19 protein-coding genes are annotated in these 24,648 nt (G+C 46.0%); 13 read left to right on the top strand and 6 right to left on the bottom strand.

From position 1 onward, the window contains the following. Positions 1-14: 14 nt before the first annotated feature. The 4 genes from porD to OL444_RS07550 form a co-directional block, all read right to left on the bottom strand. Positions 15-944 (bottom strand): type IX secretion system protein PorD, encoded by a 930-nt coding sequence (gene porD, locus OL444_RS07565; protein ID WP_264733831.1) that lies wholly within the window; start codon positions 942-944, stop codon positions 15-17. Further along, entirely contained in the window at positions 937-2,169 is a 1,233-nt protein-coding gene (coaBC, locus tag OL444_RS07560; RefSeq protein ID WP_264733832.1) for a bifunctional phosphopantothenoylcysteine decarboxylase/phosphopantothenate--cysteine ligase CoaBC, read from the bottom strand. Before coaBC ends, porD begins: the two co-directional genes overlap by 8 nt. 96 nt (positions 2,170-2,265) lie before the next feature. Continuing rightward, positions 2,266-2,607, bottom strand: coding sequence for a DNA-directed RNA polymerase subunit omega (locus OL444_RS07555; RefSeq protein ID WP_078668842.1), 342 nt, complete (start codon positions 2,605-2,607; stop codon positions 2,266-2,268). Continuing rightward, entirely contained in the window at positions 2,576-3,406 is an 831-nt protein-coding gene (locus tag OL444_RS07550) for an outer membrane protein assembly factor BamD (protein ID WP_264733833.1), read from the bottom strand. Before OL444_RS07550 ends, OL444_RS07555 begins: the two co-directional genes overlap by 32 nt. A gap of 455 nt (positions 3,407-3,861) precedes the next feature. Between OL444_RS07550 and mraZ the strand changes: the two genes are divergently transcribed. From mraZ to ftsZ, 13 genes are all read left to right on the top strand, one after another. Then, positions 3,862-4,368, top strand: coding sequence for a division/cell wall cluster transcriptional repressor MraZ (gene mraZ, locus OL444_RS07545; protein WP_264733834.1), 507 nt, complete (start codon positions 3,862-3,864; stop codon positions 4,366-4,368). An 11-nt stretch (positions 4,369-4,379) separates the two neighbouring features. Continuing rightward, positions 4,380-5,294: a 16S rRNA (cytosine(1402)-N(4))-methyltransferase RsmH gene (rsmH, locus tag OL444_RS07540; protein ID WP_264733835.1), complete on the top strand. Its 915-nt coding sequence runs from the start codon at positions 4,380-4,382 to the stop codon at positions 5,292-5,294. A gap of 101 nt (positions 5,295-5,395) precedes the next feature. Then, positions 5,396-5,776: an FtsL-like putative cell division protein gene (locus OL444_RS07535; RefSeq protein WP_264733836.1), complete on the top strand. Its 381-nt coding sequence runs from the start codon at positions 5,396-5,398 to the stop codon at positions 5,774-5,776. Positions 5,777-6,013: 237 nt separating this feature from the next. Next, complete coding sequence (locus OL444_RS07530) at positions 6,014-8,089, top strand: PASTA domain-containing penicillin-binding protein (protein ID WP_264735312.1); 2,076 nt, start codon at positions 6,014-6,016, stop codon at positions 8,087-8,089. Then, positions 8,090-9,556 (top strand): UDP-N-acetylmuramoyl-L-alanyl-D-glutamate--2,6-diaminopimelate ligase, encoded by a 1,467-nt coding sequence (locus tag OL444_RS07525; protein WP_264733837.1) that lies wholly within the window; start codon positions 8,090-8,092, stop codon positions 9,554-9,556. It begins immediately after the preceding gene. Between the two features lie 89 nt (positions 9,557-9,645). After that, on the top strand, positions 9,646-10,905 hold the full coding sequence (gene mraY, locus OL444_RS07520; protein WP_264733838.1) for a phospho-N-acetylmuramoyl-pentapeptide-transferase: 1,260 nt from the start codon (positions 9,646-9,648) through the stop codon (positions 10,903-10,905). A gap of 32 nt (positions 10,906-10,937) precedes the next feature. Next, entirely contained in the window at positions 10,938-12,278 is a 1,341-nt protein-coding gene (gene murD / locus OL444_RS07515) for a UDP-N-acetylmuramoyl-L-alanine--D-glutamate ligase (protein ID WP_264733839.1), read from the top strand. A gap of 82 nt (positions 12,279-12,360) precedes the next feature. Then, positions 12,361-13,557: an FtsW/RodA/SpoVE family cell cycle protein gene (locus OL444_RS07510; protein ID WP_264733840.1), complete on the top strand. Its 1,197-nt coding sequence runs from the start codon at positions 12,361-12,363 to the stop codon at positions 13,555-13,557. Positions 13,558-13,597: 40 nt separating this feature from the next. Further along, a complete protein-coding gene (gene murG / locus OL444_RS07505) occupies positions 13,598-14,692 on the top strand; it encodes an undecaprenyldiphospho-muramoylpentapeptide beta-N-acetylglucosaminyltransferase (protein WP_264733841.1) in 1,095 nt (364 codons plus the stop codon). A gap of 36 nt (positions 14,693-14,728) precedes the next feature. Continuing rightward, positions 14,729-16,078, top strand: a complete 1,350-nt coding sequence (gene murC, locus OL444_RS07500; RefSeq protein ID WP_264733842.1) for a UDP-N-acetylmuramate--L-alanine ligase — start codon at positions 14,729-14,731, stop codon at positions 16,076-16,078. Between the two features lie 28 nt (positions 16,079-16,106). Next, positions 16,107-17,192, top strand: a complete 1,086-nt coding sequence (locus OL444_RS07495; protein ID WP_264733843.1) for a cell division protein FtsQ/DivIB — start codon at positions 16,107-16,109, stop codon at positions 17,190-17,192. Beyond that, the gene (gene ftsA, locus OL444_RS07490; protein WP_264733844.1) at positions 17,189-18,592 is read left to right on the top strand and encodes a cell division protein FtsA; all 1,404 of its coding nucleotides are present in this window, start codon (positions 17,189-17,191) and stop codon (positions 18,590-18,592) included. The genes OL444_RS07495 and ftsA overlap by 4 nt, the downstream gene beginning before the upstream one ends. A gap of 173 nt (positions 18,593-18,765) precedes the next feature. Next, positions 18,766-20,631: a cell division protein FtsZ gene (gene ftsZ, locus OL444_RS07485; RefSeq protein ID WP_264733845.1), complete on the top strand. Its 1,866-nt coding sequence runs from the start codon at positions 18,766-18,768 to the stop codon at positions 20,629-20,631. Positions 20,632-20,743: 112 nt separating this feature from the next. On the opposite strand, the gene OL444_RS07480 is transcribed toward ftsZ, so the two are convergent. Together OL444_RS07480 and OL444_RS07475 are read right to left on the bottom strand one after the other, a co-directional pair. Then, the gene (locus tag OL444_RS07480; RefSeq protein ID WP_264733846.1) at positions 20,744-22,504 is read right to left on the bottom strand and encodes a DUF4091 domain-containing protein; all 1,761 of its coding nucleotides are present in this window, start codon (positions 22,502-22,504) and stop codon (positions 20,744-20,746) included. 140 nt (positions 22,505-22,644) lie between these two features. Continuing rightward, complete coding sequence (locus OL444_RS07475; protein WP_264733847.1) at positions 22,645-24,597, bottom strand: KUP/HAK/KT family potassium transporter; 1,953 nt, start codon at positions 24,595-24,597, stop codon at positions 22,645-22,647. Positions 24,598-24,648: the final 51 nt, after the last annotated feature.

Raw genomic sequence — 24,648 nt, 5'->3', positions numbered from 1 at the left:
ACCCTGAAAAACTGTTATTTCATCTGTTGATATTTCTGCGCATTGGGTACATCCAGCTGGGAAAGCAATTCTGCTGCCCGTGTCTTTTCCTGTGGCATCGCCTTGGAAAAGACTTTCTGCAGCTCATCTGATTTCGCAGAGAAGAAGGTCTGCATCAGCATGGAATTGGGAATATCCTGATGAATAGCATACAACAGGTTCAGGCAGTTCATAATCGTACTGCGGCCCTTATTCACATCCTCATACATTTTATCCAATCCGAGGCGATGGTACTGGTACATAACATCATGGAAGTTAAGGAACTTGGCGTTCAGCAGGTTATCCTGCAGCCAATAGCGGTTACGCTGTCCCTCAAAGGCTTTCCACCCTGCCACATCTTTCCCTTCCGGCGCATTATTGACAATATTGAGTGCTTTCCGGAAATATACATCTCCGCCTCTCGGGGAAAAGGAATCATAATCCATTCCCAGGATGATGTATACATAGTAAGCCACAATCGCCGTAAGATTGGATGCCAGCGGATCATTGCTCACGATCCGGGTATCACTGAATTCCAGCGGCTGGAACTCAGCATACCGGAATACCACATTGTTATCCTGGATGTTGAGCAGACTGGTGGCATACCCACTGTTGAATACCGGCCGTGTAGCCTGTACCGTCAGGGTAGCTTTATAGCTGTTGTTGCCGGTTTCGCCGGTTACATTCAGCAGAAAATTACATTCAATACGTTCCGCCGGCGTAAAGGCATCATTGGCCCAGTGGCGGTTGTTCAGGAATTCACGGAGGGCAGTCTGCAGGGTGGTAAATATCTTCTTATCCACGCCTGTCAGCTGGTTGGCCACTACGGTGACATTGGCCCGGATTTCCTGGGCCTGCACCGGGCGGCAGCATAATAATACCCATATGGCAGCCAGCAATATGGGATAGGGAAAACGACTATGCATGTTGCAGTTCAATTATAGCGGAAACAATATCCTGAGCCACCGCCTGTTTTGACTTCAGGGGGAAGCTACGTTCCTGCCCGTTGCGGTCAAACAGCGTTACTTTGTTGGTATCATAGTTAAATCCGGCACCTGCATCTGCGAGGGAATTCATGACGATTAAGTCCAGGTGCTTTTCACGCAGCTTTTTGAGGGCATACTCCTTTTCGTTGTTGGTTTCGAGTGAGAAGCCGACCAGCAGTTGCTGCGGGCCTTTGGTATCGCCGAGGGTACGCAGGATATCGGTTGTTTTCTCCAGTGCAATACTCAGCTGGGCTTCTCCTTTTTTGATTTTCTTATCCGCTGCCTGCGACGGCCGGTAGTCCGCCACTGCGGCGGCAGCCACAACAACAGTAGCCTGCGGGAAAGCCGCTACTACCTGCTGCAGCATATCTGCGGCTGATTGTACCGGAATAGTTTCTACGCCCGGGTGAGTGGTACCCAGGTGGGTAGGCCCCAGTACCAGCTTTACCTGCGCACCGGCATCCGCGAGGGTTTCGGCGATGGCGATGCCCATCTTCCCGCTGGAATGGTTGCTGATATAACGTACCGGGTCAATATGTTCGATGGTAGGGCCGGCGGTAACTATCGCCAGTTTGCCTGCCAATGGTTTAGTCGTATCGGGATTTGTTTGCAGAAAGTGTTGCTGCAGATAGGCAATGATTTGTTCCGGTTCCGCCATCCGGCCTTCGCCGAAGAGGCCACTGGCCAGTTCGCCGGATACTACCGGCAGTTGCCGGTGACCGTAGCTGAGGAGCTTTTCCACATTGTGGCGGGTAGCCGGATGATGCCACATATCTTCATCCATAGCCGGGGCAAAAAACACCGGGCAGGTAGCAGATAAGTAGGTGGCCAGCAGGAGGTTATCGCATAAGCCCTGCGCCATTTTTGCGATGGTATTGGCAGAAGCAGGTGCAATGAGCATCACATCTGCCCATCGGCCCAGCATCACATGGTTATTCCAGCTGTTATGGTCGCTGATATGTAAGGGAACTTCGTTTTTCGACAGGGTAGCCAGGGTAAGCGGCGTAATGAAATCTGCTGCGGCAGGCGTCATGACAACTTTTACTTCCGCGCCGGCTTTCACCAGCAAACGGGTAAGGGTAGCGGCCTTATAGGCAGCGATGCTGCCGGATACGCCCAGGAGGATCTTTTTTCCTTGTAGTATGGTGGTATTATCTGTGGACATATATAAAAACAAAAGCGGCAGAACTCATTCTGCCGCCATGAAATTAATATTTTTATTTTTCGCAATCACGTACCTCACAAAATAATGTGTGGCGGATTAGCTAAACAGATCGTCGTCGTTCTTGCGGAAATAAATTTTGTTATCCAGAAATTCCTGTGTGGCCTGGATAGCAGGATTTGCCAGTCTTTCGTAAAAACGGGAAATCTCAATCTGCTCCTTATTTTCGTGTACTTCTTCGAGGTTGTCAGTATGACTGGCAAACTCTTCCAGTTTGGAATGGAGCTCCTCTTTCACGGAAATATTGATCTGATTGGCGCGTTTGGCTATCACGGCAATAGACTCATATAAATTACCAGTTCTGTTCTTAATATCGGTAGTATTTTTAGTTTCTACCCAGGGATTAAGACTACTGGTTAGACTTCGCTTTATTTTGCTCATTTTCCAGTGATTTTATATTGTTTTGCGCTAAGGTATAAAATTTTTCGGCATCTGGCTTCAATTTGCTATTGGGATAGTGGTCGGCAAAATCGAGATATTCGCCTAATACTGTCTCGTAGCGCTCTTTTTGTTTTTCCAGGATGCTGTTTTTAGCATAGTTGTAATAAGCGCGGATAGCCATTATCTTATAACCGTCGCTTTTATCGGAGTCGGGGTAGTTGCGCATCAGGTTTTTGAAGGCAATACCGGCGGCTTTATAGAAGCCCAGGTTATAATAGAGCTCGGCACTGGTAAACTCTTTCTTTTCCAGTTTCCGGCGGCACAGTTCAATCACCAGGTTGGCTTCTGCCACTTTTTCCGCGTTGGGATAGTTGTTGATGAAGGTTTGCATAGCAGCAATGGCCTTCATGGTGTTGGTCTGATCCAGTGATACCTTTGGTGACTGTTTATAGTAGCAGTATGCCTGCATGTAGTCGATTTCCACGGCTCTGGGGCTGTTGGGAAATACGTCCAGGTAGTTTTTAAAATGGAAAGCTGCCTGTACGTAGTCTTTTACGTAGTAGGAGCAGTATGCGAAATTATAATACAGACCTTCAAACTTCTCTGTCCCTTTGTACACCTGTAACAGGTCCTGGTAAAGTGTTTGCGCCGTATTGTATTTCTTTTTCTGGTACAACTTATCGGCATATGCCAGCTTCTTTTCAAAGTTGTTGCTTTTCTCTATCCTCCTCAGTTCATTATTACAGGAGGTAGATACGATAAGCGCAAGAACACTAATGTACAATAAAAATTTCCGCATAAAAGAGTGGCAAAATTAAGAATTAAATGTAAATGTAAGGCAGACAGATTTTCAATGCTGTTAAAATTTTGCAAAAGAGGGAATTTAATCGCCGGAACCGGGGTTTTCCACGGCAGGGAGGAAGTTAAGGGTATTTCCTGAAAGCAGAAAGCAGCCAGGCGGGATGTGCAAAAAAGTCTGGCACGGGCAACAGATTAAACAAATTATACACATAACACACATACCCGTCACTTTTTCCCACCAGTAGAAGGTTCGGCAGGTGCGTGTTTATTGCTGGTTCACATGATATACACACGAAATACACATCAACACACACATTATACACACTCATTTCCCAATAATGTACACATCACGTGCATAAACGGTGGCAGAAGGCCTCCTGCAGCAGTCCTACCACTTGTGGAAAAAATTTATAAAGTATTTTTTCGTTAAAAAGTGGGAAAAAGTGTTATTTTGTGTTAGAAATTGGATTTTCAAGGACTTTGCCCCATGGTATGACAGGTTTTCTCGGTGAATATGAATCGACGCTGGACGCAAAAGGACGCTTTCTGTTACCTGCCGGATTCAAAAAGCAGTTAGCAGACGGGGCCGGAGGACAGTTTGTGATTAACCGAGGGTTTGAAAAATGCTTGTCCCTGTATCCCATGAATGAATGGCAGCCGATTTTTGAACGCATCAGCAAGCTGAATGATTTTGATCCGAAAGTAAGGGAGTTCAGACGCTACTTCTTAAATGGCGCCACTATTTTGGAGTTAGACAGCGCAGGAAGACTGCTGGTACCGAAAAACCTACTGTCATACGCCAATCTGGAAAAAGATATTGTGCTGGTAGCAGCATTAAATAAAATCGAGATCTGGGATAAAGGTAAATACCAGGAGTTCTTTGAAAATTTCTCACCAGGGGCCTTCAGTGATTTGGCACAACAGGTAATGGGAGGAGGAGATCATAATATTTCAATTTAAAGACGTAGCACATGGGCGAAGCACAACAATATCACTTACCCGTTCTGCTGCAGGAAACAACAGCGCTGTTAAACATTAATCCCGCAGGGACATATGTAGATGCTACGTTTGGAGGCGGTGGACATTCAAAAGCCATACTGGAGAAACTGGGTGAACAAGGAAGACTGATAGTATTTGATCAGGATGAAGATGCTTACCGTAACCGGATCATTGATGAACGTGTAACATTTGTACAACAAAATTTCCGGCACCTGCAACGTTTTCTGAAACTACACAAAGCAGCTCAGGTAGACGGCATACTGGCAGATCTGGGCGTTTCGTCGCACCAGTTTGATACAGCAACGAGAGGATTCAGTACCCGCTTCGACGGCGACCTGGATATGCGGATGGATACAAGAACCGAATTTACTGCCGCACAATTACTGGCAACCTGGTCTGAAAAAAGGTTACAACTGGTATTCCAGGAATATGGCGAAGTTACCAACGCCAAAACCCTGGCACAAACTATTGTAAAGCAGCGGAAAACTCATCCTATGCGTACCATTGCGGAATTTAAATCTGTAATTCAGCCCATCGTAAAAGGGAATCCGCAAAAGTACCTGGCACAGGTGTTTCAGGCTTTACGTATAGCCGTGAATGATGAATTAGGTGCTTTAAAAGATTTACTGGAACAAGCCGCCGGCAGTTTAAAACCAGGAGGCAGGCTGGCCATCATTACCTTCCACTCGCTGGAAGACAGGTTGGTGAAAAATTTTATGAAGACAGGCAGTTTCGAGGAAGCACAGGATGATCCGTTTGCAAAGGAAACACCCCCTAAATTGTTCAGATTAATCACAAAAAAACCAGTTACCGCCGGTGATGCAGAACTGAAGATCAATGGAAGGTCGAGAAGTGCAAAACTGCGGGTAGCCGAAAAAACATCGTGATATGGCATTTCGCCGGCTCACAACATCCTATCCTATCCTATACACATCTGTTTTGATTTGCGTTCAATTTTATATTGTCAATTATTAAAAAGGCAAAGAGCGTGTTGCAGGAAGAAGAAACTATAGAAACAAACCAGGAACCTCCGGTGGAAGATAACAACACTCCCCCGGAACCAAAAAGAGAATGGCGGTTGCGCATCAACTACAGAGCGCTGGTGCTAAACATGCCCTTTATTGGCTTTCTCTCCGTTCTGGCATTGATCTATATCGCTAACAGTCACCTCGCTGAAAAAAAAATCCGCCGGATTAATAAACTGGGCAAAGAAATAAAAGAACTGAAGTGGGAATATATCAATGTGAAGAGTGAGCTTATGTTCCGCAGCAAAATGAGTGAAGTCAGTAAATCCGTAGAGCCGCTGGGTCTTAAACAACTTAGCTCCCCTCCACAAAAGATCATACTGAAAGAAGAAACAGAAAAATGAATTTAATACTGATACCTGATGCTGCCCGCCTGAAGTAATTCAGGTCGGGGATGCTGGTAAATCTAAAAATGGCAAGCATCTCAGATACAAATGCAGCCAGCGTCAGGTATCTTCTAATAAGCTTTTTGCTTTTAGCCGTTAGCTTTTAGAACTCCTGAAAGTAACGGCTTTAAGCCCTTAACAAAACAGCTAACTGCTTAAAGCATCGTGGATGTAAAAAAAGACATATTGTGGAGAGTGTATCTGTGCCTCATTGGCATGGCGTTGTTTGGCATTGCCATTCTGGTGAAAGTATTTTATATCCAAAACGTACAAGGCGCATACTGGCGTGGCATGGCCGATAGCCTCCACACCGGCTACGTAGCCCTGGATGCAGAAAGAGGAACCATCTATTCAGAGGAAGGCAGAATGCTGTCGACCTCTATTCCTTATTTCGATATCCGGATCGACTTCAAAGCAGATGGCCTTCGTGATAAAGGCGGCAAAGTATTCAAGGAAAACCTGGATTCCCTGGCATTACGTCTCTCTCAGGTTTTCGGCGACCGTAGCAAAGCCGGCTATAAACAACTGTTACAGGAAGGTTACAAATCAAAGGATCGCTATTTTCTCCTGAAAAGAGACGTTCCCTTTAACCAGTATCAGGAAATGCGTGCGTTCCCCATGTTCCGGCTGGGTAAAAATAAAGGCGGTATGATTGCTGAAACCAAAAGCAAACGTATCAACCCCTTTAAACTACTCGCCAACAGAACAATCGGGCTCGCCCGCGAAAACTCCCAGAGCGTAGGTCTCGAAAGAACCTACAATGAATACCTCAAGGGAGTAACCGGTAAAAGACTGATGCGCCGCATTGCCGGCGGTACCTATGTACCGGTAGACGGATACGATATTGAACCGGAAAACGGCCACGATATCGTTACCACCATCGATGTAAACATGCAGGATATCGTAGAAACGGCCCTCATGAATATGATGGTGCAGAATGAAGCAGACCACGGCACCTGCATTCTGATGGAAGTAAAAACAGGAAAAATAAAAGCAGTAGCCAATCTCGGACGCCAACCGGATGGCAGCTACTGGGAAGATATGAACTATGCACTGCAGGTAGGGGAACCCGGTTCTACTTTTAAACTGGCTACCATGATTGCAGTACTGGAAGATAAATTCGTCACCATGAACTCCATGGTAAACATGGACGGTGGCCGCTGGCAGGTAGGTCGCAGAACGGTATTCGATTCCGAACCGCACCCCGGCCCGCAAAATGTAACCATCAAGCACGCATTTGAACTCAGTTCAAATGTAGGCATGGCCAAACTGGCGTGGCAGTTTTACGGCAGACAACCGAACAACTTTGTCGCACATCTGAAAAGATTAAAGCTCGATCAAAGTACCGGAATAGATCTGGTGGGAGAAGGAAGACCTGTCGTGAAAACTACAGCTTCCAAAACCTGGAGTAACACCTCCCTGCCCTGGATGGCTTTTGGCTATGAAGTGCTGATAAGCCCGCTGCAAACGTGCATGTTGTACAATGCAGTGGCCAACAACGGTAAAATGATGAAACCCTACCTCGTCAATTCTGTCATGGAATACGGCCAGGTAGTTAAACAGTTTGAGCCTACTGTAATGCTGGACAGTATCTGCTCCCGCAGTACACTCAGGCAGGTACAGGCCATGCTCGAAGGAGTGCCTGTAGAGGGTACCGCCAAAAGGCTGCGTACTCCTTACTATTCCTTCGCCGCTAAAACCGGAACCGCCCTGGTAGCCAATGGCAGCCGGGGTTATGCTGATAAAATCTACCAATCATCCTTTGCTGGTTATTTCCCGGCAAATGATCCGCAGTATACCTGCGTGGTAGTTATCAAAAACAAACCGCACGCTTTACGCTTCTATGGCGCAGGCGTTGCGGGTCCTGTGTTCCGGGAAGTAGCTGATAAACTGTACGCGATCGCTGTTGAAAAACAAAGACCCATGCAGGCCACCATGCAACTGGATACCCTGCTGGCTTTGAAAAATGGTAAAGGAGGGGAATGGAAAAAAATACTCAATACCCTGCAGCTGCCGGTACGCGGTTCAGTAGCAAACAACAGCTGGGTAAGTGCGAAAGTAACCGATCGGAAAATTACATTCCAACCGGTTACCCAATCCAAAGGCGCCGTGCCGGATGTAACAGGAATGGGATTGAAAGATGCACTGTATCTGCTGGAAAATGCAGGATTGAGGGTAATCGTAAAAGGCGCCGGTAAAGTGAGAATGCAATCACTACCTGGTGGCACCAGAATAGGTAATGAACAAACAATCGTAATAGAACTGAGCTAGATGAAGACGCTGCGCGACATATTGTATAATGTAAGCATTCAGTCCATTCAGGGTAATGCAGATATTACCCTGCAGGCATTGGCTATTGATTCCCGGGCAGTAAAAACCGGAGATGCTTTCATTGCTGTGAAAGGAGTACACGTGGATGGTCATGTGTATATTGATAAAGCGATCGCACAAGGTGCAGCAGCAGTTATCTGTGAAACACTGCCTGAAAACCTGTCTGAACAGGTATGTTATGTACAGGTAAACAACACGGCCCTGGCCAGCGGTATCATAGCAGGCAACTTTTATGATAACCCTTCGCATCAGCTGCAACTGACCGGGGTTACCGGCACCAATGGTAAAACTACCATCGCCACCATGTTGTTCCGCTTATTTACCAGATTGGGGCATCACTGTGGATTATTGTCCACTGTGCAAAATCAGATAGGCGATACCGTTATACCGGCTACCCATACCACACCGGATCCGGTAAGTCTCAATGCCTTACTGGCACAGATGCTGGCTGCCGGATGTACGCATGTATTTATGGAGGTAAGCTCCCATGCTATTCACCAGCAACGCATTGCCGGATTAAAATTCGCGGGAGGCATCTTCAGTAATATTACCCATGATCACCTCGACTACCATCATACATTTGATGAATACATCCGGGTGAAAAAAGCCTTCTTCGACAACCTGCCTTCCGGCGCGTTTGCACTGACCAACCTCGACGACAAAAGAGGAATGGTTATGTTACAAAACACCAAAGCCCGGAAAGCGACCTATAGTCTCCGTACACTGGCCGACTATAAAGGGAAGATCCTGGAAAACAACCTTACCGGGTTGATCATGCTGGTAGATGATATCGAAGTACACTTCCGGCTCATTGGTGAGTTCAATGCCTACAACCTGCTGGCTGTCTATGGTGCAGCCATCCTGCTGGGAGAAGATAAAGCGCATGTGTTGCAGGCGCTCAGCGATATCCAGGGAGCAGAAGGCAGATTCGATTATATCGTCTCCGATCGGGAACAGATTATCGCGATTGTGGATTACGCACATACGCCCGATGCCTTGAAGAATGTACTGGCAACGATCAAAAATCTGCGTAAAGGCATCGAACAGGTGATTACAGTAGTAGGTTGCGGAGGCGACAGAGACACTACCAAACGTCCTATCATGGCGGATGTAGCAGCAGAAAGCAGTGACCGGGTTATCTTCACATCAGATAATCCCCGCACTGAAGATCCTGCAGCCATCATCCGGGAAATGGAAGCAGGTGTGCCGGTACATCTGAAAAAGAAAACACTGTCTATTGCCGACAGGAAAGAAGCGATTAAAACCGCTATCACCCTGGCCAACAAGGAAGATATTATCCTGGTGGCTGGTAAAGGACACGAAAAATACCAGGAAATCAATGGGGTGAAACATCCCTTCGATGATAAACAAGTGCTGCTGGAAATGATGAAGATGATGGACAAATAATTTTTTTAGTAAGAATAGAAATACTTAATAATCCAATGCTTAAAAGCTGTTGACCGCCACTGGCGGTTTACAGGCTTCGACTAAAACGTATGTTATATTATTTTTTAAATTACCTGAAAACAGAATTTAAGATCAGCGTCATCGGCGGTGGTATGTTCCAGTATATCACTTTCCGTGTTACGATGGCATTACTGCTGTCGCTGGTGATTTCTTTGCTGTTTGGTAAACGTATTATTAAGTTCCTGCAACGTAAACAAATTGGCGAAACCATCCGCGAACTGGGTCTCCAGGGAGAAAATACCAAAAAAGGTACGCCTACCATGGGTGGTCTCATCATTTTATCTGCTATTGTTATTCCTACTTTATTATTTGCCCAGATCGCCAATGTATATATCTGGCTGATCCTCTTGTCGACTGTATGGTTAGGCATGATCGGGTTCCTGGATGACTATATCAAAGTATTCAAAAAGAATAAGGAAGGGCTGGCCGGCCGTTTCAAGATCATGGGACAGGTAGGACTGGGCCTGATCGTTGGCTGCACCCTGTATTTCAATAACGATGTAGTGGTTTCCCGCGAAGTCATGGGTGCTAAAAAACTGGCTCCCTATGAAAGACAAATCACCAATCATCCGGAACGCGTAACCCGCGACGGACACCGCTTTGTGGATGTTAAAACGCCGATTACCACTATTCCTTTCGTGAAAAATCACGAATTCAATTATGCGAAACTGATCTCCTGGATTCCGGGAGCCGAGAAATACACCTTCGTACTGTATATCCTGATCGTGATCTTTATTATTACCGCTGTTTCCAACGGCGCCAATATTACAGACGGACTGGATGGACTAGCCACCGGTGTATCGGGGATTATAGGGGTATGCCTTGGCATCTTCGCCTATGTATCCGGTAATATCCAGTTTGCGGAATACCTGAATATCATGTATATCCCCAACCTGGGCGAGTTGTCGATATTCATTGCAGCCTTTGTGGGCGCCTGCATAGGTTTCCTCTGGTACAATGCCTATCCGGCACAGGTATTCATGGGCGATACCGGTAGCCTGGCGCTGGGTGGTATCATCGCTTCCCTGGCCATCATTGTTCGCAAGGAGCTGCTGATTCCTATTTTCTGTGGCGTATTCCTGATAGAGCTATTATCTGTGATGTTACAGGTATCCTATTTCAAATACACCAAGAAGAAGTATGGGGAAGGCCGGCGTATTCTGAAAATGTCGCCGCTGCACCACCACTACCAGAAAGTAGGCTATCATGAAAGTAAAATATCCGTACGCTTCTGGATTATTACCATTATGTGTGTGGTATTTGCGATTGCTACTTTAAAAATGAGATAACAAATAAAAGTTAATATATCAGTATCAAAGAAATGGAACATAAACTCGTCATATTAGGAGCCGGTGAAAGCGGAATTGGAGCAGCCTTGTTGGGAAAACAACAGGGGTATGATGTTTTTGTGTCTGATGGCAGCATAATAAAAGATAACTATAAACAGGAACTGGCGGTAAACCAGATCTCTTTTGAAGAAGGACATCATTCCTGGGACATTATCCTGGACGCAAACGAAATCGTAAAAAGTCCGGGGATCCCTGAAAAATCGGAACTGATGAAAAAGGTACGTGCGAAAGGCATACCTGTCATCTCCGAAATAGAGCTGGCCTACCGTTTCTCGAAAGGTAAAAAGATTATTGCTATCACCGGCAGCAACGGCAAAAGCACCACTACTGCCCTCACCTATCACCTGTTCAAGACGGCTGGTCTGGATGTGGCGATGGTAGGGAATATTGGCGTGAGCTATGCCCGGCAGGTAGCAACCGCACCAGCGGAGTATTATGTGATTGAAATCAGCAGCTTTCAGCTGGATGACATCCGGGAATTTAAACCCGATGTGGCCATTCTCCTGAATATTACGCCTGATCACCTGGATCGCTACGATTATAAAATGGAAAATTATGTAGCCTCCAAATTCAGAATCGCCATGAACCAAACCGCAGCAGATTATTTTATCTACTGCATGGACGATCCTGAGATCATGCAACATTTAGCGAAGCAACCCATTTATTCAACATCAATACCTTTTACCATCATGAAACCACTGAAAGAAGGCGGCTTTATTGCCAACGACCAGGTGCATATCGAGGTTAACGGAGAACCGGTTATCATGTCCATGTACGACCTCGCATTAAAAGGGAAACACAATTTATATAATTCGATGGCAGCTGGAATTACAGGCAGAACCATGGATATACGAAAAGAAAAAATCCGCGAGAGCCTGACCTCATTCAAGAGCCTCGAGCACCGGATGGAATATGTGACCACTGTAAGAGGAGTTGATTTTATTAATGACAGCAAAGCTACCAATGTCAATTCCGTATGGTTTGCACTGGAAAGTATTGAAAAGCCCATCGTGCTGATCATGGGTGGCGTAGACAAAGGCAATGACTATGATGCAATCCGGGAACTGGTGAAAGAGAAGGTAAAGGCAATCATTTGTCTGGGTGTGGACAACACACCTATTGAAGCTGCGTTATCTAAAGATACACCGGTCATGATCAATACGGCCAGTATGCATGACGCAGTACAGGAAGCCTTTAAACAGGCCGGCAAAGGAGATGTGGTGATGTTATCACCTGCCTGTGCAAGTTTCGACCTGTTTAAAAATTATGAAGACAGGGGACGGAAATTCAAGGAAGAGGTAAAACAGCTGTAGTAAAAGGGAAAATTGGGTTGAATAACGGTAAAGATTAAACGAAAAGCAGTTAATAAAATAGTTAACTGCTAAAAATAAATAAATGAACGGTTTGCTATATAGAACAAAAGGCGATAAAGTTATCTGGACGATAGTGGTTTTCCTATCGCTGGTAAGCCTGTTGGCTGTATATAGCGCCACCGGTTCACTGGCCTACCGCGAAAGAGGCGGCCATACAGAGTACTATCTCCTGAAGCAATTAACGGTACTGGTAATGGGACTGGTAATCATCTACTTTGCACACCGGGTAAATTATACGATTTACTCCCGGGTGGCGCAGATAGGCTTCCTGATCTCCATCCCCCTGCTGATATACACACTGGCTTTCGGGTCCAATATCAATGATGCCAGCAGGTGGATACGGTTACCTATTATCAATCTGACCTTCCAGACATCGGATGTGGCCAAACTGGCCATCTTCATGTATGTCAGCAGACAGCTGTCCAGATTGCAACACGTGATCAATGATTTCAAAAAAGGATTTCTGCCCATCATTATTCCGGTAGGCGTTATCTGTTTGCTGATCATGCCGGCCAATATGAGTACAGCCTTGCTGCTGGGCGCCAGCTGTATGTTACTGTGTTTCATTGGCAGGGTACCGGTAAGGTTCCTCGCTTCTATGATAGCAGCGGGTCTGGTACTGGTGATGCTGATGTTTTTTGTGGCCAAGCTCACCGGCATGGAAATGCGTACCAAAACATGGGAAAAGCGTATCGACAGCTTTTTGCATGATGATCATACGGAAATACCTTATCAGGTGCAACAGGCCAATATCGCCATAGCCGGCGGCGGCGTGCTGGGAAAAGGACCGGGTAATAGTACCCAGCGTAACTTTTTACCCCATGCCTACTCCGACTATATTTATGCAACGATCATTGAAGAGTATGGCATGTTCGGTGCGTTCCTGATTCTCGCCGCCTACATGATATTGCTTTTACGGTCGATCCGGATTTATAAGCGATGTCCGTATGCATTCGGTGCATTCCTGGCAGTAGGGTTAAGTGTAACACTGGTGATACAGGCATTGACCAATATGGCAGTAAACGTACACCTGTTCCCGGTTACCGGGGTTACCTTACCGCTGGTAAGTATGGGAGGATCTTCCGTATTGTTTACCAGTATGGCCATCGGTATTATACTGAGTGTATCCAGGAACGTGGAAGAGATGGAAGGGAAACAGGCAGAAAAAGAGCGGTTGGAAAGAGTAATGGCGCAAACAGAAAACGCTGCTGTTGCTTAATTCGTATTTAACTTAAAGAGACAATTGTAACTAGTAGTATATGCAACGCAAAGTAATTATAGCAGGTGGTGGTACCGGAGGACATATCTTCCCGGCGATAGCGATTGCCAATGCGTTGAAAAAAATCCAGCCAGACACCGACATCCTTTTTGTAGGTGCTGCCGGAAAAATGGAAATGGAAAAAGTACCACAGGCCGGATATCCGATTGAAGGCCTGGAAATCGTAGGATTCAATCGTAGCAATATTTTTAAAAACATATTATTACCCTGGAAAATCTGGAAAAGTTTACGGCATGCTAAAGGTATCCTGCAACGATTTCAGCCGGATGTAGTGGTAGGGGTAGGTGGCTACGCCAGCTTCCCGATGTTAAGACAGGCGCAGAAAAATGATATTCCAACCCTGATACAGGAACAGAATTCATTTGCCGGTAAAACCAATAAAATATTAGGTAAGAAAGCGAGAAAGATCTGTGTGGCGTACGATGGTATGGATAAATTTTTCCCGGCAGACAAACTGATTGCTACCGGAAATCCTGTCAGGAACAACATTACACAGTCTGCGGTGACCAGAGAAGATGCCCTGCAGCATTTTGGTTTAAGCAACAGCAAACAAACCATATTCGCCGTAGGTGGCAGTCTGGGTGCGAAATCCATCAATGAAGGATTGTTGCCTTTACTGGAAACTATCGCGGAAAAAGATATACAGCTGATATGGCAAACCGGTAAACCTTTCTTTGAAACGGCTAAAGCAGCGGCGGCGCCTTATGCATCACATATTAAAGTGTACGACTTTATCAACGTGATGGATTTCGCCTACAAAGCAGCCGATGTAGTGGTTTCCCGGGCAGGGGCACTGGCAATTGCAGAATTGTGTGTGGTAAAGAAACCAGTCATATTCGTGCCTTATCCTTTTGCAGCGGAAGATCACCAGACATCCAACGCGATGAACCTGGTCAATAAAAAAGCCGGGCTGATTATCCGGGATGACGAAGTAAAAAGCCAGTTAGGCAATGTGGTATTCAACCTCCTGCAGAACAGGGCGCTGATGGAACAACTGGAAACCAATATCGGGCAACTGGGACGCCCCAACGCAGATATGGTCATTGCCAAAGAAGTACTGGGTATTATAGCATAATTGTAAAGATTAAACATACAGAGACGAATAGTATATATGGATTTGAATAACATACAACGGGTTTATTTCATCGGTATCGGTGGTATTGGCATGAGCGCCATTGCACGCTTTTTCAACGAAAAAGGAGTGCAGGTAAGTGGTTATGACCGTACCGCAACAGTGCTTACCAGGCAGCTGGAAGCAGAGGGTATGCAAATCCATTATACAGACGATATACAACTTTTAGATAAAGCAGCTAACCTGGTCGTATATACGCCGGCCATACCGGCAGCACACCAGGAACTGCAATGGTACCGCGACAACGGTTATGAAGTAGTGAAACGCAGCGATGTATTGCAGGAAATCACCCATACACAGTTTGCGATTACCGTAGCCGGCACCCATGGTAAAACCACTGTTTCCACCATGATTGCCCATCTGCTTACCGACAGCGGTTATGGCTGTAATGCTTTCCTGGGAGGCATCAGCGTTAACTACAATAAAAATTTCTGGAGCAGCGACAAAGCGGTAGCCGTTATTGAAGCAGATGAATACGATCGCTCTTTCCTGAAATTAAGTCCGGATATCGCCGTATTGACTGCCATGGATGCAGATCACCTGGATATTTACGGTACACCGGAGGCAATGGAAGATGCTTTTATTGAATATACACACAATATTAAGCCCAATGGCACGCTGATTGCTAGGTTCGGCCTGCATCGCAATAAAGAACTGCATGCATCCAACAAATTGCTGTACAGTTTACAGAACAATGCCGCCAATGCCTATGCCGCCAATATCCGTATGATCAACGGCGGATACGAGTTTGATGTGATGCATCAGGACTGGATGATTGATAATGTGCAGCTGCATATTGGTGGCATGCACAATGTGGAAAATGCCGTAGCCGCCATCACAGTAGCACATTTGCTGGGTATCGGTGCCGACAAAATCAAAGCAGCCGTGGCAAGTTTTAAAGGTATCCGGCGCAGATTTGAATATGCGATAAAAAATGACAAACAGGTTTATATAGATGATTACGCACACCATCCGGAAGAACTGCGGGCACTGATCACCAGCGCCAAAGCACTGTTCCCCGGCCGGAAATGCACAGTGATTTTTCAACCGCATTTATTCACCCGCACCCGCGACCTCGCAGACGGATTCGCAGACAGTTTATCACTGGCAGATGAAGTAATCCTGCTGCCGATATATCCGGCCAGGGAATTACCGATAGCAGGTGTTACCAGTGAAATGATTGCAGAAAAGATCACCGTACCGGTACAGATAATGCCTAAAGAAGCAATAACGGAATGGTTAAAACAATCACCCACTCCGTTGCTGATCACTGCAGGAGCCGGTGATATAGATCAACTGAAAGAACCGATCAGTCATCTGCTGAACTAAAAACAAACAACAAAACGATCGCTATAATATGTCCAAGGCCCGTACAATATTTAAAAGACTCGCCACCATCGTTCTCTGGGGAATGGTGCTGACAGGCTTTGTAATATTACTGGTGGCGGCCATCCAGGATAAAGATGCGGGTAAATGCAAAAGTATCCAGGTGAAATTCGAAGGAAAAGATGATAATTTTTTCATCGAAGCGAAAGACATCAGATCTTTGATTACGAAAGATAAAAACCTGAACCCGATCGGCAAATCCATTGGCGATATCAACATCCGTCAGCTGGAAGCGGCAGTAGATCAGGACCCGTGGGTAAAGAATGCGGAAATTTATTTCGACAGTCAGCAAAAGCTGAATGTGAAAGTAACCCAACGCGAACCGGTAGCCCGGATCTTTACTTTTTCCGGTAACAGTTTTTATCTCGATGAATCCGGCGAACGGATTCCGGTATCTACCCGTTATGCGGCCAGAGTGCCTGTTTTTACCGGCTTTCCTACCGATGCGGAAAAGTTGCAACAGGCAGACAGCCTGTTAGCTACCCAGATTGTGGAGATGGGCAGGTATATCAGTAAAGACGCTTTCTGGATGGCACAGGTAGAACAACTGGTGATCACAGATGATCGTCGGTTTGAGTTCATACCTAAACTGGGAGATCAGATCATCACCTTTGGAGAAGGTACCGATATCGAAAAAAAATTCAACAAATTGCTGGCTTTTTACAAGGAAGGATTAAATAAAGTAGGCTGGAATAACTATACACGTATCAATATCGCATTTGAAAATGAAGTGGTATGTACACGTAAAGACGGGATAGCTCCCATGCAGCCGCCTCCTGCACAGGACAGCCTGAAACTGGTAGTCGCAGACGAACCGCCGATTTCAGACAGTGCAGTGGCTACGGAACATGTACCGGTAAAACAACCGGCACATGCAGCCATAGCAAAACCGGTCGTAAAACCACCGGCACCAACAAAAGCAAAAGCTAAAACGCAGAAAGGAAAAGAAGAAGTGAAAAAAGAAAAAGCAGCAGCGCCGCCGAAGCAACAACCTAAAGCAGTGTATAAGCCAGGGAATAAATCTGTTAACACATCAAAAAAACAAAAAACGCCATGAATCAGGAAGCTCCTATCATTGTAGGCCTCGACATAGGCACTACGAAGATTGCTGCCATTGCAGGACGGAAGAATGAATACGGGAAACTGGAAATCCTGGGATTCGGAAAAGCTACATCGTTTGGGGTGCAGCACGGTATGGTGCTGAACATTGACCAAACAATAAAAGCTATCAGGCAGGCACTTGAGAATTGTTATGCATCCAACCCCAACCTGGAGATTAACGAAGTATACGTAGGCATAGCCGGACACCATATAAAGAGTTTACAAACACGCGGCGATATCGTACGTAACGATACCGATGCGGAAATATCCCAGAAAGATATTGATCAGCTTATCAATGATCAGTATAAAACAGTCATTCCTGCCAGTGATCAGATCATTGATGTGATCCCACAGCAGTATATTGTGGATAGCTTGCAGAATATCACCTACCCCATTGGTATGTCGGGGGTGAAGGTGGGTGCAAACTTCCATATCATTACCGGCGACAAAAACGCCATCCGCAACATTAACCGCAGCGTGGAAAAATCAGGTCTGAAAATCCGCGACCTGGTACTCCAGCCCCTGGCTTCCGCCGCCGCTGTTATGTGCGATATGGATTTTGAAGCAGGTGTTGCCATTGTGGACATCGGTGGCGGTACCACTGACCTGGCCGTATTCTACGAAGGTATTCTGAAACACACCGCGGTGATTCCGTACGGCGGTGAAAACATTACCAACGATATTAAAAACGGTCTCGGTGTATTAAAAACACAGGCAGAACAGATGAAGGTGCAATTTGGCTACGCCCTGGCAGATGAAGCTAAAAGCAACGCCTACATCACCATTCCTGGTTTACGTGGACAGAGCCCGAAAGAAATATCTGTAAAAAATCTGGCACATATCATCCAGGCACGCATGAGTGAAATACTCGACTTTGTGGTGTATCACCTCAAACAGATCGGTATGGACAACAAAATGCTGAATGGTGGTATCATTCTTACCGGTGGCGGCTCTCAGCTGAAACACCTCATACAGTTAACAGAGTATACAACCGGTGCAAGTGCCCGTATCGGATTCCCCAATGAGCATCTCGCCAGCGGCCACATAGACGAACTTACCAAGCCTATGTATGCTACCTGCGTGGGACTTATTCTGAAAGGCTACAATGATTTTGAAAATGATCGCAAAGCGCTGGAAGAAAATTATGTAAAAATTAATACCAGCTACCTGGCCAAAGAACAGGCAGCGCAATCCCTTGCGTCGCAGGAAGAATGGATAGAAGAAACTGCTCCCAGCAGCCAGGAAATCCAGGACAGGAAAGCAAAAGAAAGAAACGCATCACTGAAAAACTTTCTGGACAAAATGAAAACAAAAATCATTGACATGTTCACAGAAGAAGAAGATGCAAAACTGTAAAAGGAAATGGCGCAATTGTTGCACCCGGCAAACGTTTAGTAAATAAGTAAGAATTAAGCACAATAATTAATAATGACAGGACCATGAACCATAGTAACAGTAAAATAGATACACACTTAATTCTTAATAGTTCATTATTAATTATTCGTACTAACCCATAAAAGTATAGAGTCATGATACATTTTGATCTTCCTAAGGAAAAATCTTCTATCATCAAGGTTATAGGCATTGGTGGCGGTGGAAGTAATGCGGTGAATCATATGTATAGTCAACGCATTGAAGGGGTGAATTTTATAATCTGCAATACTGATGCTCAGGCTATTGCTAACAGTCCTGTGCCCAATAAAATACAATTGGGACCACACCTCACACAGGGGCTGGGAGCAGGTGCCAATCCTGAGATTGGCAAACAAGCCACTGAAGAATCCTTTGAAGAAATCAAAAAGATCCTGGAGGTAAATACCAAAATGGCCTTCATTACTGCCGGTATGGGCGGTGGTACCGGAACCGGTGGCGCCCCTATCATTGCGCGGATATGTAAGGAACTGGGTATCCTGACTGTAGGTATCGTGACCACTCCCTTCTCCTATGAAGGTAAAAAAAGGATGCTGCAGGCAGACGAAGGGGTAACCCGGCTGAAAGAGTATGTAGATACCCTGCTGATCATCTCCAATGATAAATTACGTCAGAAATTCGGCGACCTTAAATTCAAAGCGGCCTTCGAAAAAGCAGATAACGTACTCGCTACTGCGGCTAAATGTATCACAGATGTGATCAACTCTACTGGTCAGATCAACGTCGATTTTGCCGATGTATGTACCGTTATGCGTAATGGTGGTGTGGCCATCCTCGGCGCATCGCTGGCTGAAGGTGAAAACCGTGCACAGAGAGCAATCGAAGATGCACTCACTTCTCCGCTGCTGAATGATAACGATATCCGTGGTGCAAAATGGATCCTGATCAATATCTCTTCTTCCGAAGGTGAATTCGAACACACCCTCGATGAAATGGATATTATCCAGGCCTATGTACAAAGCCAGGCCGGTGAAGACTGCGATGTCATCCTCGGTGTGGGCTACGACCAGTCTCTCGACAGACAGCTGGGCGTTACCATCATTGCTACCGGTTTTGAACAAAAACCCATTACGCAGCAAAAGCTGACTCCCTCCAACCCGGAGCGCGTGGAACCTAAAATTGTGATGCAATTAGGTAAAGACGGAGATGAAAAAAAAATGAACACACAACAGGCCCAGGGAGTCCTCTTCCAGGAGCCACAGGACCTCATGGCACCCCGCCTGATGGAACCAGTGATCGTTCATCCTGAACCCGTTACTTCCTATACTCCACCACAGCAGGTAACACCGCAGGCGCCTATTGCACCTGCCCGTCAGAACTATGTGCTGAATGTACAACAGGTACCTGTACAACCGCAGCAAATAGATCAGCAACAACAGCAGTTAATGCAGCAGATGCAACAACAACAGCTGCAACAGCAACAGATGCAGCAGCAACAACAGCAACTGCAGCAACAACAACAACCGATACAACAGATTCCTCCTGCACATATGCAGATGCCTGGCAATACCCAGCAGAATGTGAATATCATTCAGCCACAAACTGGTAATGCAGCAGGTGGGTACTTAAATCGCCCTTCCCACATTTATGTGGAACCAGGCAACGCCGTACCACCTGAAATGAAAATGGTATACCGGGAAGAAGATGATAATAACATAAACAATGCGCCTGCTCCTCCGGAAGTGCCCATGCAACAGAGCTATGAAGATCTGGAAGAACAGAAACGCAAACAAGCGGAAAGAGTGGCCAAATTACGCAGTATCAGCTTCAATGTGAAGAACATGGATAACAATGCGGAACTGGAAAATGTACCGGCTTATCTGCGTCGCAATGTAAACCTGGATAATGGCGCCGGCTCCGCTGAGCACTTTTATTCCAACTACACGGTAAGCGATCCGGGACAAAACAACCACACTGAAATCAATACGATTAATACCTTTTTAGATGGGAAAAAGCCCGATTGATGAACATAAAATATTTCCATTCGGACATTTGATTGTTTTTTAGTTGTGTTAAAAAAAAGAAATCCTCCGGTTCTCCGGAGGATTTCTTTTTTTCCGATAAGATAGTCGTTACCTACCATCCGTTCAGCATATCTTTTGCCGGTTGCAGCATCGTTGCTGCAGGAATAGTTTTCAGCGCAGGGGCTTCAAACGGCTGCAACATCTTTTCCAGTTTAGCCAGTGCCGCCTGATTGTTTGTACGGATAAACTCCGCTTTCAGTAACCGGATCTTCTCAAAATCCTGAATACCTTCCACCAGTCTTTCAAAACGGATCGAAGATCTCGGTCCCGGATATACGAAATAAGTATCGCCGGCTGCCCATGCACGGAAACGGGAATCCAGCAGGGGTTCCTTCACCCAGCAATTATAGGCCCACCGCAGATAACCGGTATATCCTTTATGTGCAGCATGCCATCCCATCCAGGTAGCTTCTGCCGGCGGTGAAAACGTAAATGTATTCGGATACCCTTCAGTACAGCAGGTATAGAACGTAGTGGGTAACCCTTGTTTTAAACGGGTCGCCATCACGGCAGCAGGAAAGCTATCGCCTACTGCAATACAATAATCATGGATCTCATAAGCCAGCGGCGCATGGTAACTGCCTGCCAGCGATACCTTCAAACGAGGGTCTGCCTGCCGGATCAACGAAAGCGCCTGTTGCATATCTTCCATCGGTCTTTCATCCATGGCAATCGCCGTGATATCAAACCAGCCTTTTGCTTTCAGGTGTTTTACAAAGTCCTGCAACATCGGCTGCCAATGCGCGGTATAAGCAGGCGTTCCTGGTTTTGCTACAATGAAAGTATCTTTTGCAGTAGCTTCATCATAATAGTAAAAGCGAAGATTCCAGGGAATCATGCTGTAACAGTTGATTTCTTTGCGGATGCCCAGCTCCATCATGAACTGCACCCATTTATCGAATACGGTATAATCATAGGACCAGGTACCATTTTTCTTTTTGGTCCACTTCACCATGGTACTGTATATATCTTCTGTCTGGCTGTTCCAGGGATCATAGATCAGGGTAGCGGTGATCACTTTCTGGCCGGCTGCTGCCAGCATTTTCATATAGGGCTTCATCGCCTTGAAATGAGCATCACTCCAGGGTTTCACGTTGTATACCCTGGCCACTGCGTCCGGACTTTGCCAGAGGTCCAGGTGAAATTGCCAATCTTTGGCAGCAGGTAAAGTGCGGTTCAATACTTCTACCTGATAAGGCAGGGTGATAGTAGCAGTGGCTGTTTTCACCTGAATAGCGCCCTTATAAACACCTTCAGGGGTATTGGCGGGTACCTGAATACTCAGCCACACCGGCTGGGTATTTTTGGCAGCGATATTTTTCTGGCGGATGATATCAATACCATCAGCAACGAGAGAAGAATCAAAATCCTTGCTTTTACGATAGCCGCAGCCACTACCATCTTTATTCAGTTCATCTGTCATTACATACCGTACAAAGCCAGTGGAAATAGCATTCGCCGCAATTTTGTGGCCATTGGCATGTTGCAGGAAAGTAGCCTGCATACTCACCGCCGGCTGACTCACCGCAGACCAGATTACCAGTTGCGTATGTATTCTTTCACCTTTCCAGGCTTTAGCGTGCCAGGTAGCAGTAAGGGAGGAAGCTGCCGGTGCGTTGCTTTTTTCGTAGCGGGTATCCGGTGTACCGAAGGCAATGTGGAGTTGTGTGTCTTTTACCGCTTCCCAGGAAGCAGCATTAACAGGTCGTGGATCGGGTAATTCCTGGTAGTCGCCGGCCGGAGATGCCTGCGCCCACACGTTTTGTTGCAATACCAGCATAATAGCCAGTACGCCAAAAAATTTGTTCACCATACTAATTAACAATTTCGTTATTTGATAATGCCGGAATAGTGTTACCTCCCAACATTCACCGCTTCCAAGATCTGCAAAATTTCCGGGATTTTCATTACCCCACTGCTGCCTGCATCATCAAATAACGAAATGGCTGTGTATTAGTGAATGATTCGCTTTAACTGTAAATTGGTTACCGGCGCTACTACCAGCGGGTATTTCTCGATGGTTACATAACTGGAGTCCAGCCCGAAACCTCTTTCTTCCGACAAACTGATTTTTTTCAGGAAGAAATACATCTTCATAATCATCCGTTCATAGAGTGGCAGATCATTATCGTGCGACAGGAATTTCTCCATTACAATAAACTGGAAGTCTCCTACCACATTATTTTTGCTCAATGATTCATAACGACTGGTAATATTTACTTCCTTGTTACGTACCATGTCTTCCACCACCATTCTGAACATCAGGTTAATACGTTGTTCCACTTTAAAGCCCAGGCGGAATTCCACCCGTATCACTTCATTGGGGATAATCGTTTGTACAGAATATTCACTCAGGTAAGGTTCATCTACCACATCTACATGCACAAACCAGTAGATATCTGCCCTTTTGGGCTTTTTATTGAGGATAGAGTAGATAATCTTATGTTCTATTTCCTTTGGATTATCGGCACTACTCATATATACCAGGTGGGTGGCATATTTAGGAATAGAGGTATCGTTACTGAGTTCCTGTATAATAGGCAGGTAGTCTTCCAGGCGTACAAACTCCACATAGCGGTTTTTGATTTTGCGGGATTTGAACCATACGATCATCACCAGGAATAACAGGCCGGCCACGATAACGGTTACATAACCGCCATGCATAAACTTCACCAGGTTGGCAAAGAGGAACGAGAATTCTATGGTAAAATACACCGCAAGGTATAGCAGGATCCAGCCGACCCATACCCTTCGGGTATATAGATAAAAAGCAAAGAGACAGGATGTCATGAGCATACAGATGGTAATGGATAATCCATATGCCGCCTCCATGTTCGACGATTCCTTGAAGAGCAGTACAATGCTCACACATCCGATAAACAACATGGTATTGATACCAGGGATGTAGAGTTGCCCGCGCATTTCCGTAGGATAGTTCACCCGCATTTTAGGCCAGAGGTTCAGGCGCATGGCTTCGGCGATAAGGGTAAAGGAGCCAGAGATCAATGCCTGGCTGGCAATAATGGAGGCCAATGTGGCAATCAGTACCCCAAAGATGATGAACCATTCCGGCATGATGGTAAAGAAGGGGTTCTGGTCTTTCGGCAGGATCTGTCCTTTTTGGGTGAGCAACCAGGCGCCCTGGCCCAGATAGTTCAAAATAAGGCAGGATTTGACGAAAATCCAGGAGATGCGGATGTTACCCCTTCCGCAGTGACCGAGGTCAGAATACAGCGCCTCAGCCCCCGTAGTACACAAAAATACCGCACCCAGGATCAGGAATCCTTTAGGATAGGTAGTTAAGAGTTCGATAGCATAATGCGGACTGAAAGCTTTGAAGATGCTGAGGTCATCAGCAATATGGGAGATCCCCAGTATGCCGAGCATGGAGAACCACAATACCATGATAGGGCCAAACATACGCCCGATAGATACTGTACCAAATTGCTGCATGATAAACAGCCCTGAGATAATGGTCAGTACTATTTTTACAATGGTCATCTGGCCGAGGTCTTTAAACACCTCCAGGGTACGTAAACCTTCGATGGCGGAAGTTACCGTGATGGGAGGTGTGATGATCCCATCTGCCAGGAGTGCGGCGCCGCCGATCATACCGAAGATGACGGTCCATTTGGCATGTCTGCGAACCAGCGCATAAAGTGAAAAGATACCTCCTTCTCCTTTATTATCTGCCCGCAGGGTCAGAATAACGTATTTAATGGTGGTTTGCAGGGTGAGCGTCCAGATAATACAGGAAATACCGCCAATCACCAGGAGATCGCTGATGGGGTTTCCTCCTACGATGGCTTTAAAAACATAAAGCGGAGAGGTTCCGATGTCGCCGTAGATAATACCCAGCGCTACTACTAAACCTGCCAGGGAGACCCTGTTAATGTTTATTCCCACGTAAAAATAAGTTAGTTAAAAAAGCCTTCAAAATTAGGGGTAAATATTGAT

Source organism: Chitinophaga nivalis, assembly GCF_025989125.1.
GTDB lineage: Bacteria > Bacteroidota > Bacteroidia > Chitinophagales > Chitinophagaceae > Chitinophaga > Chitinophaga nivalis.
The sequence above is the reverse complement of the archived record's forward strand: the minus strand, read 5'-3'. Positions and strand labels throughout refer to the sequence as shown.